We start from the raw sequence: 18,511 nt of genomic DNA on the forward strand, positions 1-18,511 counted from the left end.
TACTGTTTGATGTTATTTTTTTTAGTTATTAATTGAAATAAATATCATATTAAAATATGTAGAAATGCAAATATAGTAATTGTCACTAATTTAGTAGTATATATTAAAAAAGGCAACCGTAAAAACAATTTATCGTCTTCAATTAAAAACCAAACAAACATGAATAAAATATTTCTTTCTCTTATTGTTATGGCTATAACAATAAACGGATTTGCACAGCTAAATGCAACAATAAGTTCGCAAACTAATGTTCTATGTCACGGTTTATGTAATGGGTCTGCTACTGTTACAGCAACCGGAGGTACGGCACCTTATACTTATAACTGGAGTAATGTGCCTGCCAATACAACACAAACTGCAACTAATCTTTGTGCCGGTATATATACTGTTACTGTAACTGATTATCTTGCTGCAACTACAACTGCATCTGTAACAATAACAGAGCCCATACAAATAGTAGTAACCCTAACTACAGCTAATGTGATTTGTTTTGGTGATTGTAATGGTGTTATTACTGCTAATGTTATGGGAGGAAATCCTCCATTTACATATTTTTGGTCAAATGGAATGATTACAACTTCAACCATTAATGCCTGTGCAGGAATTTATACTGTTACTATAACAGATAATAATGGTTGTACAACTGCTGCAACTGCAGTGGTATCTCAACCACCTTTGTTTGTAGCAACTGCAAGTTCTGTACCCGATACATGTAGCCAGGGTCATGGTACTGCTAGTATAAATGCCAGTGGAGGAAATGCTCCTTATATGTATACATGGAGTACCGCAGCGAATATGCCTACTATTACAAATCTCTTTGCGGGTACATACACTGTTACCGCAACAGAATCTAATGGTTGCACTGCTGTTGCATTTGCAACTGTAAATAATTTAGCTCCTTCTGCAAATCTTGGTTCAGATTATTCGATATGTAACGGAATATGCGATACTATTACTGTTCATCCAATTGGTGGATCAACTATTGTGTCATATTTATGGAGCAATCAATCTACTAATGATTCATTGGTTATTTGTCCTACAGTTACTTCTAATTATTCATTAACTGTATCAGATGCTTATGGGTGTACAGCAACAGATAATATTAATGTTAATCTGGTTCAGCATTGTAATACTATTTCGGGTACATTTTATGAAGATCTGGATAATGATGGTATAAAAGATGCTGGTGAAAATCCTTTGCAAAATATGGTTGCAATGTTAACACCGGGTCCGTTATATGCAACTTCAAACTCAAGTGGGTACTACGAATTTCTTGTAGATACCGGTAATTTTGTAATAACACCTGTAAACAACTCGGTTTATACAACAATGAGTCCTGCATCACATACTGCAACAATGTACAATGCATATCAAACAGATGCTTTAAATGATTTCGGTGTATATGTTTCTGCACATGGCGATTTGCGAGTAATCTTAAGTAGCTCGGCAATGCGCCCCGGATTTGCTTCAGTGTATTATATAACATATTACAATGATGGTACCGATACTATGAATGCTACAATAAATTTAAACTTGAGTAATGTTCCTGTTTATACTTCTTGTTCTCCTGCTTATTCATCTAATTCTGGTAATTTATATACATGGAATATTACCGGAATAGAGCCGAATGTTTATCATTATATTTATTTTTATGTTAACATTCCGCCAACTATAACTCTAGGTACTATAGTGAGTTCTGATGCAACTATACTTCCTATTGTTGGAGATGATAATCCTGCAAATAATTATTCTTCAGATAACAGAGTTGTTTCTGGTTCATGGGATCCAAATGATAAGGCAGTTTCACCTAGTGGGGTTTTTCCACCAGCTTTGGTTGCAGCAGGTAATTATTTAAATTATACAATCAGATTCCAGAATACAGGAACAGATACAGCTTTCAATATTCACATAACTGATACTTTAAGTTATAATCTTGATGTTTCAAGTTTTGAGATGGTATCTTCAAGCCACCCTTGCAATTTTAATCTTCATGATGCCGGTATAGTTGATTTTGTTTTTAATAATATACAGTTACCTGATAGTGGAATAAATCAAGCTGGCAGCAATGGTTATGTTTCATATAAAGTAAAACCTGAAAACACTCTTGGTATTGGCGATGAAGTTCAAAATACAGCTTATATATATTTTGATTTTAATCAGCCTGTTATGACTAATACTGTTTCTACAATGATAGAAGAGATACAGTTTGTAACATATTCCAAATTTTATGATAATGTGCTAAATGTTTGGCCAAACCCTTCAAAAGGCGATTTTATGTTAGCCTGTAATTTGAATAATAATGGAACAGTTTCAATTGAAGTTACTGATATTTTGGGTAAAATAGTTTTGAATGAAATAATTGAGTCGATTTCAAATATTGAGTTTAAGCATTCGTTACACCTAAATGGTAAAGGGTTGTACTTTGTTAAAGTTAAAACCTCTGATGAAGTTTATACTGCAAAAATAATAATTACAGAATAATTTTGTTTAAAATTGTTTTAAAGAGCCATTCATTAATGAATGGCTCTTTTCTTGAACCAAAAATGTTTGAAATTTATAAGTAAGAGGATTAAAATAAAAATTGGAATAACTTCTTTTGTGATTGAAATTTCTGAACTAATTGAAGTTTGTATTGAAATTTCTTTAAGATCGCTTATTCCTAATAATAACAAAGTGAAAAATAATAAAATAAAATTCAAAATATAGGCCCATTTTTTTAATTTAAGAATAAAAATACTTGTAGCTGCAATATTTAAACTAAAAACTAAAATTAGCAAACTGTAAAGTCCCATTGCAACATTATGCATAGCATCAAATTCACTTGATGGCATAGGACTATTTAAGGAAATTAATGAAAGAATAATATTAGAAATTGAATATAAAATTAAGAGTATAGTGGTTGATAAAAGTAGAATTGACGGATAAATCTTCATGAAAATCAGTAATTAAAGAATTAATATTTCGGATTCCATGGAATCTCTTTTGCATTTTGCAATTTTGAAATATATCTTGCAAAAACAAATAAATAATCTGATAAACGGTTTAGGAATTTAATCACTAATTCATCTACTTTGTGATTCTGGCTAAGAGCAAGAGTATGTCTTTCTGCACGACGGCAAACTGTTCTGCAAATGTGAGCTTGTGAAACCAAAGGGTGACCACCTGGTAGAATAAACGAATGTAATGGTTCAAGCTGTTTCTCCATTTCATCAATTTCTGATTCTAATTTTTCTATATCTGCTTCAATTAATATCGGAAGTTTTAAGTTACACCCATCGCAATCTGTTGCTAGTATTGTAGCACAGGTCATAAGCCTATCCTGAATAAAAAGTAAATTTTCCTTTATGTTATTATCAGAAATCTGATCTCTTAACAAACCTACATGAGAAATTAATTCATCAACTGTTCCGTAGGCTTCTATACGTTCGTGAAATTTCTGAACCCTTTTACCACCTATTAGTGAAGTTGTTCCTTTATCTCCGGTTTTAGTGTATATTTTCATTTAAAAGACTCATATTAATTCGTTCTGTGTTTTGTAAATCAGATTCAATTCTGCCGTCCTTTAATCTGATTATTCTATGAGCATATCTGGCAATATCTTCTTCATGGGTTACTAAAATAATTGTATTGCCTTTTTTATGAATATCATCTATAAGACGCATAATTTCAACTGAGGTTTTAGAATCTAAATTTCCTGTTGGTTCATCGGCCAAAATTATAGAAGGGTTATTAACCATAGCACGAGCAATAGCTACACGCTGGCGTTGACCACCGCTTAATTCATTAGGTTTGTGTTTCATTCTGTCAGAAAGTCCCACATTATTCAATACATCTATGCCTCTGTTATTTCTTTCTGCTTTGCTTTTTCCAGAATAAACCAATGGCAGAATTACATTTTCCAATGCATTATATCTTGGCATCAGGTTAAATGTTTGAAAAACAAAACCAATTTCAATATTTCTGACTTCGGCAAGCTCATTGTCACTCATTCTGCTAACATCTTTTTTGTTAAGAAAATATTCCCCAGAGGAAGGAGTATCCAGGCAGCCTAATAAATTCATTAAAGTAGATTTTCCTGAACCTGATGGCCCCATTATGGCAACATATTCATTTCTGAGAATTGTCAGATCAATATTACGAAGAGCTTTTACTACCTCGGTTCCAATTTGGTAGTATTTATAGATTTTTTTAAGTGTGATTATTTCTTCGCTCATTTTTCTTATTTAAAAGTGTAATGCAAGTTAGCAATATTTAAGTAAAGAAATTGGATTAAAATCTTATAGTAAAATCTTGCTTTGTTAATTCATTATGAAAGAATACAAGTCCAAGTTGAAATAAATCAACTGATAATGTTACATTCTTATTTTTTCTGATTTCATTCCATGCTTCTTCCATCTCTTCTGACCAATGAATATCATCAAAAATAAAAAGTGAATTATTATTAATAAATGGAATACATTTTTCGAAATAATCTAATGTAGCTTTTTTTGTATGATTGCCGTCAAAATAAACAATACCTAAGGTGCGTAAATCAAAAAAAGTTAGTGGCAATACTTCTTCAAATTTGCCATTTACAATTGTAATATTATTTGCATTTGCCAATGTAAATGTATCCTGTGCAATTTTTGCAGTTTCACTACACCCTTCAATTGTAACAACCTTTGCATTAGGATTGCCTAAAGCAAGATAAGATGCACTTAAGCCCAGCGAGGATCCAAGTTCCAATATCGTTTCTGGTTTGTAATATGCTGCCAGCCTGTATAACAATTTACCATATTTTTTCTTTATTGTACAGTACTTTGTTATTTCTGAAATTTTTCTGCTATTTGTTTCAAAAACTTTTGATCCTGCACCGAAATCTGTAACAGTTATAACTTTATCTGATTCAAGTAATTCTTTTCTTATTAAATCAAGTTTACGATATGCAATTTTGTCGCTTTTGTCATTAAAAATTAAAGTAATTAAATCAAACAGAAAAGGAGAATGAATTCCAAATCCTTTCTCATGTTTAGAGCACAAAAGATATTTTAATTTACTTAAGATTGGGTTTGACATCCTGCAAAGATGGATAATTATTACGAAATATATAAATTATTTCTATATTTTGTATTGGTTTTAAGGTATTTTAATAAAAATTTAAATTGTGTATCTTTGCAAGATGCAGACTGTTCTATCGCTCCGTATTTATTTGCGGGGAGGAAAGTCCGGGCAGTGCAGAGCGTCACACTTCCTAACTGGAAGATACCTGCAAGGGTATAGCAATGCAACAGAAAACAACCGCCACAATTTATTGTGGTAAGGGCGAAAAGGTGGGGTAAGAGCCTACCAGTGTTGTGGTAACATAACAGCTGTGTACCTTGTGAGCTGCAAGACCATGTAAACCGGCGCTATAGGATTGCTCGTCCAATGCCGGAGGGTAGGTTGCTAGATTTCGTGAGTGATTGCGAAACAAGACAAATGATAGAAATCCCTTATGGGAAACAGAACCCGGCTTATAGGTCTGCTATCTTATAAAATGCAGTGAGGTCGAATGACCTGACTGCATTTTTAGTTTATTACTTTCTTTATTTTAACAAGCTTTTCAAGCAAGCCTTCTAATAAGTCAAGTTTTAACATATTTGCGCCATCAGATAATGCTTTTGATGGGTCGGGGTGAGTTTCAATAAACAAACCATCTACGCCAACTGCGACACCTGCTTTTGATATAGTTTCAATAAGTTCTGGTAATCCACCTGTAACTCCGGTTGATTGATTAGGCTGTTGTAGTGAATGAGTACAATCTAAAACAACAGGATATCCGAATTTCTGCATTATTGGTAAACTTCTGTAATCAACAACTAAATCGCCGTATCCAAAGGTTGTTCCTCGTTCGGTAAGTAAAATGTTTGAATTTCCGGTAGTTTTAACTTTGTCAGCTACAAACTTCATTGCTTCTGGTGATACAAATTGTCCTTTTTTTATATTTACTGGTAAACCTGTTTTTCCAGCTGCTAAAAGTAAATCGGTTTGACGACATAAAAATGCAGGAATCTGAAGCATATCAACATATTTTGAAGCAAGTTCTGCATCTTCGGTGCTGTGAATATCGGTAATTACCGGTACTTTTAATGATTCTTTTATCTCTTTTATAATTTCTAATGCTTGAATATCTCCAATACCTGAAAATGAACTAATACTTGAACGGTTTGCTTTTTTATATGAAGCTTTAAAAATAAAAGGTATCTCAAATTTTTCACACAGTGCTTTAACTTTTTCAGCAACCATAAAAGTTATTTCATGGCTCTCAACAACGCATGGACCTGCAATAAGGAAAAAGTTTTTATTTTTTAATATATTATTGTAAATCGAGTTCATTGTATATTTTTTTACGAAAATACTTTAATTTTTATTCTATGTCAAATAATTTATCATAACAAATTATAATAAATTAAAGTATGAAATTAAAACTTATAAGATACCCCTACCATTATGCTTCTTGCATATGCTTCACGAGGAAAAATAAATCCTGTTAGATCACCAGATGATAAAGTTGCTGCAAATTTTTTATTAGGTTTTATTTTTAATAATATTCCTGCATTAAATCCTGCGAATCCTCCATAGTTTTCAATTAATCCAATATTCAGCCATTTTGAAACCTTAGCAGTTTGAACAGCATAAAATTGTGGAAGAGGTTGCCCGGTGTCAAATATATAACTCATTCCAATTATAGCAGAGTTTAAGAAACCTGACCATTCTTTTTTAATTTCCAAACTGAGTTTTTCAGGAATAGTAACTTTAAATGGTACTGTGTCATTGTTGTTATATAAAATATCCATTAAACTGTCTTTTGACATTCCATGAATATTTTCCTGAGCAACATTTAAAATATTTGTTATTTCAATACCATCAAAGTGAATTGCTGTATCTAGGTTAGAGTAGTAGCTTTTTTTAGACCACGAAATAAATCCCAAATCCTGACTTGCAAATGTAAAGCTAAGTTTAGAGTCTATATCTTCAACTGTAAAAATAGCATCGCATGAAAATCCTATTCCATTAAAGTCGCTAATTCTTTTGTGGGACTGATCTGATGTTAGGTATGATAATTTTGTGTTTAAGTCTAAATAACTTCCGTCATCGGCAGTGTAGAATGATCCTTCAAATATATTCAAAGATTGTATCTGTTGTCCCTTAAGTAAATTCAGTCCGAAATAGATGTTTACTCTGGTTTCATTATCACTGTAATTTTTAAATAATCCGAGTTCTAACTTTTGGTAATCAATCGATCTGAATTTTGTATTGCTGAAATTAACAGATTCTCCTGCAAATTGTTTATTACCGAAAAATATTAGGTTATATAAATCATCACTAAAATTAACTGATCTGAATTGTTTATGTGCTATTCCGATTCTATAACCGAAATTTGATAACCCCCACATTGAATCGGGCATATTTGCAATATAAATTTCTGAAAAAAGATCTGTTCCTAAAATGTTTTTTCCTTTTAGGTGGTTTGAACTTTTTAAATCATCATCAATAAAACCACTTTTAAAAAGTGTTGTCGCAAATTTATTATTAATAGAATTTGATCCCAGATATGAATAAAAATTTGCACCTGTTTCTGTAAAGATAGAATCCTCGCTATTTTTTATTTGAGATAATAATGGAACAACCTGTGCTTTTAAATTAAAACACAGAATAGAAAGTAAAATAATGTTTAAAACCTGCTTCATTTTTCTACTCTATAACTAAAATCGCCTATAAGTTTAAAATCAATATAATAGTCGCTGTATATCTTAACATGTGTATGTGCAGGTTGTGTGTTAAATTTTGCTTCAATAATTAGCTTTTTAGATAAAAACAGACTTTGAAGTTTGGATTTTGTTAGCGGAATAATATTTTTTGAAATTCTTGGTTGTGTTACACGTTGAGATATAAGATTTACCTGAGCTGCATCAATAAATATTGGTATAATTGAAAGAGAATCATAAATAACATTTAACTCATTTAGGAAATAAATTTTTGTAGATGCATCAATCGGATACATATTAGTTGAGTTCAGTATTATACTTCCGCCATTAACATTGCTGATATCGGTATTTGCAAAATCAGGTGCAACAGTATCTCTAAGAACTAAGTTTCCTGCTATAAATGATAATGGGACTTCTATATTTAGTTTTGAGCTTACTTTATCTCCGTAATAAATAAAATCAGTTCCCGAGCCAGGAGCAGGAGGTGTAATTCCTTGGTTTATATCTAATGCAACACGATATCTGAATTTATTAGGTAAAATATTTATTAATTGATTAATATTTGAATTGGTATTGTTTAAATTGAATGTGTTAATTGTTGGAACAACGTCCACTAAAGTTGAGTGAGGATCGTTTGGTTTTGAAATATTAAAAGGAGAGGAGAGTGCAGTTCCTGAAAGAGATATGTTTGAATTGTTATTTGTATTGATGCTTGTTAATTCTGTAATATTAGCTTGTGCATTAGTCCCAATCTGGTTTTCAACAGTAAGGCTAACCTTAATGTTATCAAAACTAAGTTCGTCAATTTGTAAATCGTTAAGTACAGAAAAATTAATTGTAGAATCCTGTTCAATATGTCTGTTTCCAAAGAAACCACGGGCGTAATCGGGAAGAATGTTAGAGAATGAACAATTCACATAAATACTGTCATTCATTGTAAGACTTACAAAGTTTCCTGATGAATCTATACTACCTGTTAAAATGTAATTCAGGCTATTAATAGTGTCCTGATTTTTACCACTAAAATCGATTTTATATCCTGATAAATCCTGCGAGATAGTAGTGTGTGACGCATTGCCTCCTATGGCTGCTGGTATAATTCCTGATAATGTAAGAGGTACATTATTTAATTTTGCTCCGGGTAATTGAAATTGATAATGCATTGATTCCTCAATAGTATTAAAAATATCTACACTAATCTGTCCGGTTTTTGCCCATGCTTCTGATATTTGTAAATTGTCAGTAGTATTAATAACAGCATCATTGTTGTAATTTATTATTTCCTGAGATGGGAATCGGGCAATTGCAGAATCAATTTTAATGTCTCTTACGGTTATCGAAGTTGTAGCAGATTGACTTGTGTCAATTGTTGCAGGAATACCCGAGCCTGGAGAACTGATAGTAACATCTCCCCACATTAAGTTTTCAATCATTACATTTGTTAGAAACTCGGTTTTTGTTTGTGATGTACCTGAAGGTATAACTAGAAAACTGTCAGTTAATAGTACAATGCCACTCACTTTATTTTTTAACCGAAAAATAATATTAGTTAGTGTAATAGGAAGATGATTTTCTATCTTAATATCAATGTATGCCTGGTTTACAGAAATAGTCTGAAAATAACTTCCAGCATCAACAACAATACTGTCAAATGACATTGGAGCAATAGCAGAAATTGTAGTTTGAGTTCCGGTGTTATGTGCTGTCATTATTGTTTCGTATAAACCACCAGTTGGTCCATTTGTTATTTTGTCTTGCTCTGCAATTGAGCCAAGAGATACACTATGAACGATATTTATCGGACTGATATTTATCGTACTAAGTTTTGCCGAATAAGTAATTGAAGTATCGGGTAATTCAGCTATAGTATCAAGTCTGATATCTGCCAGAGGAGTTTGATAAATAAGAGAAATACTACTGTCAGAATTTACTTGTATAAGACTATCGGCAACAATCTGATTTAATGTCAGCTTAGTTTTTGCAATAGGACTTAGTAAATTTACATCCCATTGAGGATGAATGTCTTCTTTTCTGCACGAAAATAAAACCGTTAAAATAAATAATATAAGAATCCCAGATTTTCTCACTATGTAGTTCAGACTTATATTACAATAAAAAAGTTGCTTTATTGTTAAATATTAAAAATTTACAGTATAATTATAATAGCCCTCTGCTTTTAAGTAAAGGCTCAATTTTAGCCTCACGACCACGGAAATTAACATACATTTTAGTAGGATCTTCGGTGCCGTCTTTTTCCAATACATTTTTTCGGAAAGCAGTTGCAGTTTCTTTATCGAAAATGCCTTTTTCTTTAAATGCTTCAAATGCGTCATTGTCAAGAACTGCAGACCAGATGTATCCGTAATAACCTGCATCATAACCACCGGTTATGTGTCCAAAATATGTACTTCTATAACGTGAGTCAATTTCTGGAATAAGTCCCAGCTTCTGGAAATATTCTTTTTCGAATTTAGCAATGTCAATTTCTTTAATGTCTTTTTGTGTATGATAAGCCATATCAAGGAATGACGCAGCCAGGTATTCTGTTGTAACAAATCCCTGATTAAATAAACCACCTTTATTAAGTTTTTCAATTAGTTCATCAGGAATAATTTCGCCGGTCTTATAATGTTTAGCGTATAATGTTAAAACATCTTTGTTAAATGCCCAGTGCTCCATTAACTGGCTTGGAAGTTCAACAAAATCCTGTGCAACATAATTTGTTGAATATGTGTTTTTACTTAGTAAACCCTCAACAGCATGTCCAAATTCGTGGAATAAAGTTTCAGTTTCGTCCATACTTAATAATGATGGAGAGTCTTTTGTAGGTTTTGTGAAATTACAAACAACTGTAATTACAGGAGTAACAGGTTTTCCGTCTTTTACATGATATGATCGATAGCCATCGCACCATGCACCACCTTCTTTGCTTTCTCTTGGGTAAAAATCCATATAAAGTACTCCGAGATGTGAACCGTCAGCTTCTTTAACTTCAAAAGCAGTTGCATCGGCATGAGGCAGTGGTATATCTTTAATCGGTTCGAAAGTTAAACCGTACAATTTGTTAGCTACTGTAAATGCGCCATCTCTAACATTCTCAAGTTTAAAAAATGGTCGTACTGCATTTTCATCAATATCGTATTTTTCTTTATGAAGTTTTTCAGCATAATATCCCCAATCCCATGCTTCAAGTTTAAATTTTCCACCTTCTTTATTAATAATAGATTGTAATTCTTTGGCTTCATTTTTTGCAACTTTAATTGCAGGTACCCATAAACGGTCAAGTAATTCAAAAACTTTTTCTGGAGTTTTTGACATTCTACTTTCTAATTTGTAAGAAGCATAGTCTGCATAACCTAATAATTTTGCTTTTTGTGATCTTAATGTAACAATTTTCGCTAGAATTGCTTTATTGTCATTTGTATTATTGTTGTTTCCTCTGTTTATATATGCTTTATATAGTTTTTCACGTAGGGTTCTGTTCTCTGAATATTGTAAAAAAGGAATCATGCTAGATTTTGAAGTAGTAAAAACCCATTTATCTGGCATGCTGTCTTTTTGTGCTGTTTCTGAAGCTGCAGCTATTACTGATTCCGGTAAACCAGCAAGATCTTCTTTTTTGTCAACTATTAATTTGAAATCATTTGTTTCTGCTAATAAATTCTGATCAAAACTAACAACTTGTGAAGATAATTCACTGTTAATTTTTTTAAGTTCTTCTTGTTTATCTTTTGGTAATAGTGCACCGTTTCTTACAAAACTCTTATAAATATTTTCTAATAGATAGAGTTGCTCCTCATTAAGATTAAACTTCTCTTTCTGTTGATATACAGATTTTATTTTTTCAAATAATTTTGGATTTAAAGTTAATTCATCTCTGTGAGAAGATAATTTTGGACTGATTTCCTCATTAATTTTTTGAATTTCTGCATTTGTATTTGCCGAGTTTAAGTTTGAAAAAACACTTCCTACTTTACCAAGTAATTCACCACTATTCATATATGCTTCAATAGTGTTTGCAAAAGTAGGAGCTTCTGTGTTATCTACTATTGCTGCAATTTCTTCGTTTTGTTGTTTCATGCCTTCTTCAAATGCAGGCAAGAAATGTTCAGGTTTTATTTTATCAAAAGGCGGTACTTCAAAAGGGGTTTCAAATTTATTTAGTAAAGGATTATCACTTGTTGCAGTAGTTTCGGTAGTACTGTTATTACAAGAAACTAGAATAAGCAAAGACAAACTAATTAAAAGCAAGTTCTTTTTCATGATATGATTTTTTAAGTATTACAAACTTAATTATTTTAATAGAAAAGCCACGATTTTTAATAATAAAAATCTATAATTATTAATTAGTAAGGTTATAAAAGATTGTTTAGTGAATAAAAAACATCATAAGCAAATCTAATTCGAGAAATTGCTTTCTTATAATTGAATTTTTTGTGTCTAAATCTTACAAGTTTTTCTTAATGAGTTTTTTTGTGATAATATTTTTACCATCATCAATTTTAATAAGAAAAGTGCCATCTGTTAGTAGTTTTGTATTTATTTTGGATTTATTTTGAATTATTTTTTTAACAAATAGCAATTTCCCATTCATGCTATAAAACGAACAATTTGTTTTTTTTAAATCAAAACCTTCGCAATCTATTTCTATATAATCATTTACAGGATTAGGAAAAAACGAAAACATTACTGGTAATTGATTTATTTTTTCAATGGAATTATTTGTAATGTTCAATGCGAATGATTTAATAGTAATTACATTTGTTCCAGAAACTCCAATGTTTATCCATCCGTAAAGAGTGTCATTGTTTTTAAAAATTCTGACTCCAATAAAACCATCATTTATGTTAGCCCAATTTCCATAGCTCATATAATAAGAAGAAATGCTCCAGAAATGACCGCTAAGGTAGCCAGTTCCACTATTCCAATTTTGTTCATTAAAGAGTAGCTCCTTTTGATAAAGAACTGGAAGGTTTAGGTTAGATGAATTATTAGTCAAAAATTGATTTCCATTTAAAGAAACAATATATAAATGGGAATAATTTCCACCAAGACCACCACCATAAAATGTTTCAAAATAAAAGTCATTTATACCGTCATGATTTAAATCTATATAATAATAAATAGATGGACCATAGCCACTTCCAATAGTTGTGTCTGGGATAATATCTGTATAATTGCAATCTGTTGTTGTGCCAGTAGTAAATATATTAGGAGATTGAAGCATAAATAAATTTGAAGGCAAAGAAATAGATGGATAATCTGTATTAATTGAATCAGGAACTGTCATAATGAAAAAACGATATAACTCATTATTTTGAACTGGAGCTCCTTGTACGTCATATAAAAGAGAAGGTAAGTTTAAACATGGATTTAATTGAGTATAATTAAAATCATAATATGAAGTAGTAGATACCATCATTGCATTTTCTATTGAGAATGAATCAACTAATGAATCGTTTACAATAAAAAGTCTGTAATTTTTTATACATGTTTCACAACTTACTCGAGAAAAACAAATATTAATATCATTACTATTATTATTATTTCCTATGTCCTCAACTACAATATTAGTTGCAGTTTGAGTTACAGAGCGTAGTTCAATTGCTGAAGAAGGTGATGATAATGCATAACTTGTAGTGAAAATTCCATCTGGAACAGATAATACAAATACTTTATAAGGTTTAAGGTCTGAAATGAAATCTCCTTTAGTGTCCCTTGTTATGGTTCCGAAAATAAATGTTGTGTCTGTTCCTCCAGGGATAATAGATTTGTAAGATGATGGCTGAACTATAATAGCAGAGTCAAGATTAAATGTATTTGCAAAGATAGAAGGAACTACAATAATCCGGTAAGATGAAACAAAAGATTCATCTATTGCTTTTTCTAATGTTATTGATAAATCATCACCAGTCATTTCATTTCCAATATCAGCAACAGAAATGTTTTTTACAGCATGATTAATACCTTGTCCTGCAAAAATATTTGAATTGGCTACAGTCTCAAATGCATAATCATGGACAGTAATAAAAGATAAGTCAACTGGAATAGATAGTCGAATATATCCATATAAAGTGTCTGACCCAATAATGTTCCTTACGCCTAAAAATTTATCATCTTTCCCATTTGCCCAGTTTCCTGAATACGAAATATAATATTGAACTAGACTAATGCTACCACTATTCCAAGTTGAATTGTTACTAATGGTATCATAAAGATTATATACTTTTCCAAAGCCACCAATCATTGAAAAAGAAATGTCATTGCTATAACTTATAACGCCAATTTTATATGATGGCGGAGGAGATGTAGATGTTACTATATCAAAAAAACCTATATCATAAGTCAAATCTCCATTTAAGTCAATTTTAAAAGTATCTGGTTGGCTTGAACGATTAACAGTTTTATCTGGTATAATATCTTGAAAGTTAATCTGAGCAATAGTTAGTATTGGTAAGAGAATACTTAACAAAATAAAAAATAAAAGTTTCATAATAACGTGTATAAATAATAAAATCTATTATATTTTCTGTTTAGACAAATTTACAATAAAATAAGTTGCATCCAATTTAATATTTTCTATAATTTGTAAAATACAGATTTGTTATATTTTTCGTAGTGTTAAGAATATTATTCAATTAACACAAATGCACCCCTCCTTCGTCAGGCTCAGGATGGGTTTACTCTATTAACACAAAGGCTCCCCAGTAATATGGATCATATTTTTGTTGCATTTCTTTTTGAGTTTCATTAAAAGATTTGCGAATATCTTTTATCTTTAATAGTTTAGTGTAAAAGGTAGTCATAAATTCTTCTGTTTCTTTATCGGGAACCTGCCATAAGCTCATTATAATATATTTTACACCTGCAATTTTAAATGCTCTTTGTAGACCATAAACTCCTTCGCTACCTTTAATGTCACCAAGTCCGGTTTCACATGCTGACATAACTAAAAGCTTAGTGTTTTTCAGATTCAAATTGGAAACTTCATAAGCAGTAAGAACTCCATCCTCACCTTCAATAATTGATTTTGTCCACACATCGTTTGCTCTTGCAAGAGCTAGCCCGGAGCGCATTAATGGGTTTGTGTTTTTAACAAAGTTTTCAATTCCGTTACCTCCACCTCTGAAAGCAATATCGCCAACTTCTGATTTTTCTTCTTTTTTAGCATTTATTTCTTTTGGGTCGGGATAAAAGAAGCCATGAGTAGCAATGTGCAAAATAGTTGGGGAATTGCTCCCGTCTAATGACTTGAAATTTTCTTCGCTTGCAAGTAACCCTGAATATTCTTTTGTACTCACTTTATTATCGCTAAAAATTTTATTTATTTTATTTGCTTCCTGTTTAGTGCCTTCGAGATATTTCCATATTTCCTGTTCCCCATTTTCTGAGCTGTACTGTGCACCTCCAAAAACACATAAATTAAGGTTATTAGAGTTTAAATTATTCTCAGATTGTTCTGTTATAATATTTGTTGAAGCAATTGAATTTAAAGCATATTTTTCAGATAAGAACTTATTTTCTGACGTTATTATTGAGGAGAAAGAAATCTTATGTAATAATCCTGTTGGTGAGTAATAAACTGTGTTTATACCAGAAAGTAATGAGTCAATCGGTTTCCAAATTATGTTGTAAAGATTTCTATTCCCATTTTTAGTGGTACCATAAATTTTTGAAATATAATCGAAATTATTTCCACCAAATTCACCTAAAATATTTTCCAATTCTTTAGCTTCAAATAGGGGAATAACTATCGGTGACTGACTTATTGATAGTATCATTAAGGCACAATAATTATCGCTATATGAATTATTATTTTCAAGTTTTTTGTAATGGACAAATTCAATTGCAGCTTCGTTTCTGTTTAATCGTTTTTTTATATTTACCCAATCCTGTTTAAAAAGATCATTGCTTTGTTTTAATTCGTTTGATTTTACAACAAGTTCTTTCTCGAGAATATTTGATTGTTCTTCAAGTGAGTCAGTGTTCTCAAACTGACTGGCTTTTGGTAAAGAGTATAGTTTAGCGAGTTGTTGTTTTATTCCAATCCAATTATTGTACTTTGTTATTAAATCGTTGTCATTACTGCTAAGAACAACGTTTTTAATTTTTGTTGAAGATTTTAGCAGAATCCCTTTACTTATTAGTTCATTGTTATATAAAATTCCTGTAATTGACAGGTTAAATATTTTGTTTTTTGTTGCAAATGCAGTGAACATATCTTTATAATTTGAAACTGATTTTAAATAATTTGATTTTTCTTCTTCTGACAAATAAGAGAAGTTATTTTTAATCAGCTCATAATTTAATTCTAACGATTTTTTATAATATGATTCGGCATCTTTATAGTTACCTGAACATTCATAAATATATGCCAGACTAGACATTGTTTCAGAGCATACAGGATTATTTTCTCCGAATGCCGATTGTTTTAGTTTTAAGGATTTTAAACAATATTCTTCAGCTTTATCAAGCTTTTGTGCGCCATTGTAAAGCAAAGCTAAATTGTGATATGATACAGCAAGGTTTGGATAATTTTCACCGAAAATATTTTTCTCGATTTCTATTGACTTTAAATATAATGGTTCGGCTTTATCGTATTTTCCAGTATTCCTGTATAATTCAGCTAAATTATTTAAGTGAAGAGCATAATCCGGATTATCCGTACCTAATGTTAAACTATCAATTATTACTGATTTTGAAAAATAATCTGCTGCTTTAGTTGTAAGTTCACTGGCTTCCTTTTCGTTTTCAGTATTAATCGCTTTTGCTAAATATAATGTCCCCAGATTATTTAAAGCTGTTGAGTAGTTTGTGTTTTTTTCGCCATATAGTTTCTTGTATTTTTCAAGAGCTTCAAGGTAATATTTTTCTGTTTTGTCATAACTTCCGGTTTCGTAATAAAATACACCAAGACTTAATATTGCAGTTACATAATTAGGATGTTCTGTTCCTAATTTTTCTTTTGTAATTCTTACAGCTTCTAAAAGGTATTCTTCTGCTAATTTATTATTACCTTTCTTCATCATAGTATTAGCAAGATTACTAAGCATATTTACATTGTCCGGATGATCTTTACCAAATGCATTATACTCAATATTCAATGACTTTTTTAATACTTCTTCTGATTTATCATAGTTGCCGGATTGAAAATAGAATAATCCTAAATTATTTAAAAATGTTGCATATTCAGGATGCATGTCACCGTATATTTTTTCGAAAATGTTTTTACATTTGTTATAGTTTTCTTCTGCAAGTTGGAAATTGCCAATAGTGCTATATAAACCTGCAATGCTATTAAGTGTATTTGCATATGAAGCATGATTCTCACCAACTGCATTTTTCTGAATCTCTAAAGCTTTTTTTAATAATATTTGTGCAACTTGATATTCACCTTTTGCAATTTTTATATTTGCCAGATTGTATATAGCAACTGCATAATCGGCATGATTTTCCCCTTGAGTTTCCTTTCTTAATGTTACAGTCTTTTCTAAATGTATTTCTGCAGAATCTAATTCTCCTTTTTGCTCATAAAGCAGTCCAAGATTATTTAATGAAGTAATGTAAGCATCATATTTTTCGCCGTAAATAGATTTCTGAATCTCCAATGCCTTTTTAGATAAGTTAATTGCTTCCTTATACTTTCCATTTGACGAATAAATGGAAACCATATTATTTAGGGCAATTGCATAATTGGGATTTGATTCACCATATATTTTTTTATAAATGTCAAGTGCCTCTGTTAACAGACTTTCTGATTCTGTATATTTTCCCATATTATCATATAATACAGCAAAGTTTGAAAGTGTTAAAGCATAAAAATTGCTTTCTTTTTTATATACTTTTTCTTTTACTTTTAAACATTGTTTATATAAATCTTCAGCTTGATTATTTTTGCCTTGTTTTTCATAAACTACTGCGAGATTATTTAGCGAAGTGGCATAATCAGCAGTATTCTTACCATAGAATTTTTCACATAGTTGAACAAATTCAAAATATACCTTTTCTGATTTTTCAAACATGCCTGCTTTTAAATAAAATTCACCAAGACTGTTAAGTGTTACAATATAGTTTTGTGATAATTTGCCATAAGCTTTTTCCATTAATTCAATTGCATGAGTATAGAATGGTTCTGCTTTTTCATACATGCCATGTGCAAAATAAAATGGAGCAATAGTATTTACAGTTGCCATATACATTGAATCAGTCTCGGCATAGTTGTTTTTTACAACTTCATAAACATCTTCATAAATTTGTTGTGCTTTGTCATAACTCCCTGCAATATTATAGATATTAGCTTGCTGATTAGCTGTATTTATATAATCCATAGAGTTTTTTGTCTGGTCTTTTATGATATAATTTATAACTTCTTCCATTAAAGGATAAGCCATTGAATATTTTCCTATATATGTGTAATTAATTGCCAGATTATATGTAACCAAAATATAATTATAATTGTTTATACCGTAAATTAATTTGCACAATGTTTGGGTTTCTTTATATGCTTCTACTGCTTTATTGTAATCCTGAATACTATAATATGCAAATGCCATATATCTTAATACACTAACATAATTACTATCTTTTACACCAATTTCAGTTAATGTTTGATTTCCTGCTTTTATAGCTTCTTCAAATTTTTGTTCCTGATATGCTTGTGCGAATTTCTCGTATGATGCTTGCCATGATTGAGAGAAGCAATTAATGAATGAGAAGAATAAGATAAAACTTAAGATTGTTTTTGTCTTCATTGATTGTTTATATGTCAGTTATCGCTTGTTATA

Annotated in this window: 11 protein-coding genes and 1 other RNA gene; 2 read left to right on the forward strand and 10 right to left on the reverse strand. The window is 30.8% G+C overall.

Annotation, left to right across the window (positions count from 1 at the left end):
• Positions 1-159 precede the first annotated feature (159 nt).
• Positions 160-2,481, forward strand: a complete 2,322-nt coding sequence (locus HY951_02115; protein ID MBI5538824.1) for a T9SS type A sorting domain-containing protein — start codon at positions 160-162, stop codon at positions 2,479-2,481.
• 32 nt (positions 2,482-2,513) lie between these two features.
• Here the strand turns inward: HY951_02115 and HY951_02120 are convergent, their stop codons facing one another.
• The 4 genes from HY951_02120 to HY951_02135 all read right to left on the reverse strand — a co-directional run bounded on the left by HY951_02120 (position 2,514) and on the right by HY951_02135 (position 5,055).
• Entirely contained in the window at positions 2,514-2,933 is a 420-nt protein-coding gene (locus HY951_02120; protein ID MBI5538825.1) for a hypothetical protein, read from the reverse strand.
• A 20-nt stretch (positions 2,934-2,953) separates the two neighbouring features.
• Entirely contained in the window at positions 2,954-3,502 is a 549-nt protein-coding gene (locus tag HY951_02125) for a cob(I)yrinic acid a,c-diamide adenosyltransferase (protein MBI5538826.1), read from the reverse strand.
• On the reverse strand, positions 3,486-4,202 hold the full coding sequence (locus HY951_02130) for an ABC transporter ATP-binding protein (GenBank protein ID MBI5538827.1): 717 nt from the start codon (positions 4,200-4,202) through the stop codon (positions 3,486-3,488). Before HY951_02130 ends, HY951_02125 begins: the two co-directional genes overlap by 17 nt.
• Positions 4,203-4,269: 67 nt before the next feature.
• Positions 4,270-5,055 (reverse strand): class I SAM-dependent methyltransferase, encoded by a 786-nt coding sequence (locus HY951_02135; protein ID MBI5538828.1) that lies wholly within the window; start codon positions 5,053-5,055, stop codon positions 4,270-4,272.
• 102 nt (positions 5,056-5,157) lie between these two features.
• Here HY951_02135 and rnpB point away from each other — a divergent pair.
• An RNA gene (gene rnpB / locus HY951_02140) (RNase P RNA component class A) lies at positions 5,158-5,512 on the forward strand.
• 35 nt (positions 5,513-5,547) lie between these two features.
• On the opposite strand, the gene kdsA is transcribed toward rnpB, so the two are convergent.
• From kdsA to HY951_02170, 6 genes are all read right to left on the reverse strand, one after another.
• Positions 5,548-6,354 carry a 3-deoxy-8-phosphooctulonate synthase gene (gene kdsA / locus HY951_02145; protein ID MBI5538829.1) on the reverse strand — a complete coding sequence of 269 codons (807 nt, stop codon included), beginning with the start codon at positions 6,352-6,354 and terminating at the stop codon, positions 5,548-5,550.
• Between the two features lie 86 nt (positions 6,355-6,440).
• A complete protein-coding gene (locus HY951_02150) occupies positions 6,441-7,709 on the reverse strand; it encodes a hypothetical protein (protein ID MBI5538830.1) in 1,269 nt (422 codons plus the stop codon).
• Positions 7,706-9,814, reverse strand: a complete 2,109-nt coding sequence (locus tag HY951_02155; GenBank protein MBI5538831.1) for a hypothetical protein — start codon at positions 9,812-9,814, stop codon at positions 7,706-7,708. The genes HY951_02150 and HY951_02155 overlap by 4 nt, the downstream gene beginning before the upstream one ends.
• A gap of 70 nt (positions 9,815-9,884) precedes the next feature.
• Positions 9,885-11,990 (reverse strand): M3 family metallopeptidase, encoded by a 2,106-nt coding sequence (locus tag HY951_02160; protein MBI5538832.1) that lies wholly within the window; start codon positions 11,988-11,990, stop codon positions 9,885-9,887.
• A 184-nt stretch (positions 11,991-12,174) separates the two neighbouring features.
• The gene (locus tag HY951_02165; GenBank protein ID MBI5538833.1) at positions 12,175-14,220 is read right to left on the reverse strand and encodes a T9SS type A sorting domain-containing protein; all 2,046 of its coding nucleotides are present in this window, start codon (positions 14,218-14,220) and stop codon (positions 12,175-12,177) included.
• Positions 14,221-14,407: 187 nt separating this feature from the next.
• Entirely contained in the window at positions 14,408-18,478 is a 4,071-nt protein-coding gene (locus HY951_02170) for a tetratricopeptide repeat protein (GenBank protein MBI5538834.1), read from the reverse strand.
• Positions 18,479-18,511: the final 33 nt, after the last annotated feature.

This window comes from Bacteroidia bacterium (assembly GCA_016218155.1).
Taxonomy (GTDB): domain Bacteria; phylum Bacteroidota; class Bacteroidia; order Bacteroidales; family GWA2-32-17; genus GWA2-32-17.

Excerpts from the sequence above, each read along its gene's own strand:
- HY951_02160 (MBI5538832.1), bottom strand. The coding sequence starts at position 11,990 with ATGAAAAAGAACTTGCTTTTAATTAGTTTGTCTTTGCTTATTCTAGTT.
- HY951_02120 (MBI5538825.1), bottom strand. The coding sequence starts at position 2,933 with ATGAAGATTTATCCGTCAATTCTACTTTTATCAACCACTATACTCTTA.
- HY951_02150 (MBI5538830.1), bottom strand. The coding sequence starts at position 7,709 with ATGAAGCAGGTTTTAAACATTATTTTACTTTCTATTCTGTGTTTTAAT.
- HY951_02115 (MBI5538824.1), top strand. The coding sequence starts at position 160 with ATGAATAAAATATTTCTTTCTCTTATTGTTATGGCTATAACAATAAAC.
- HY951_02165 (MBI5538833.1), bottom strand. The coding sequence starts at position 14,220 with ATGAAACTTTTATTTTTTATTTTGTTAAGTATTCTCTTACCAATACTA.
- kdsA (MBI5538829.1), bottom strand. The coding sequence starts at position 6,354 with ATGAACTCGATTTACAATAATATATTAAAAAATAAAAACTTTTTCCTT.
- HY951_02135 (MBI5538828.1), bottom strand. The coding sequence starts at position 5,055 with ATGTCAAACCCAATCTTAAGTAAATTAAAATATCTTTTGTGCTCTAAA.
- HY951_02125 (MBI5538826.1), bottom strand. The coding sequence starts at position 3,502 with ATGAAAATATACACTAAAACCGGAGATAAAGGAACAACTTCACTAATA.
- HY951_02170 (MBI5538834.1), bottom strand. The coding sequence starts at position 18,478 with ATGAAGACAAAAACAATCTTAAGTTTTATCTTATTCTTCTCATTCATT.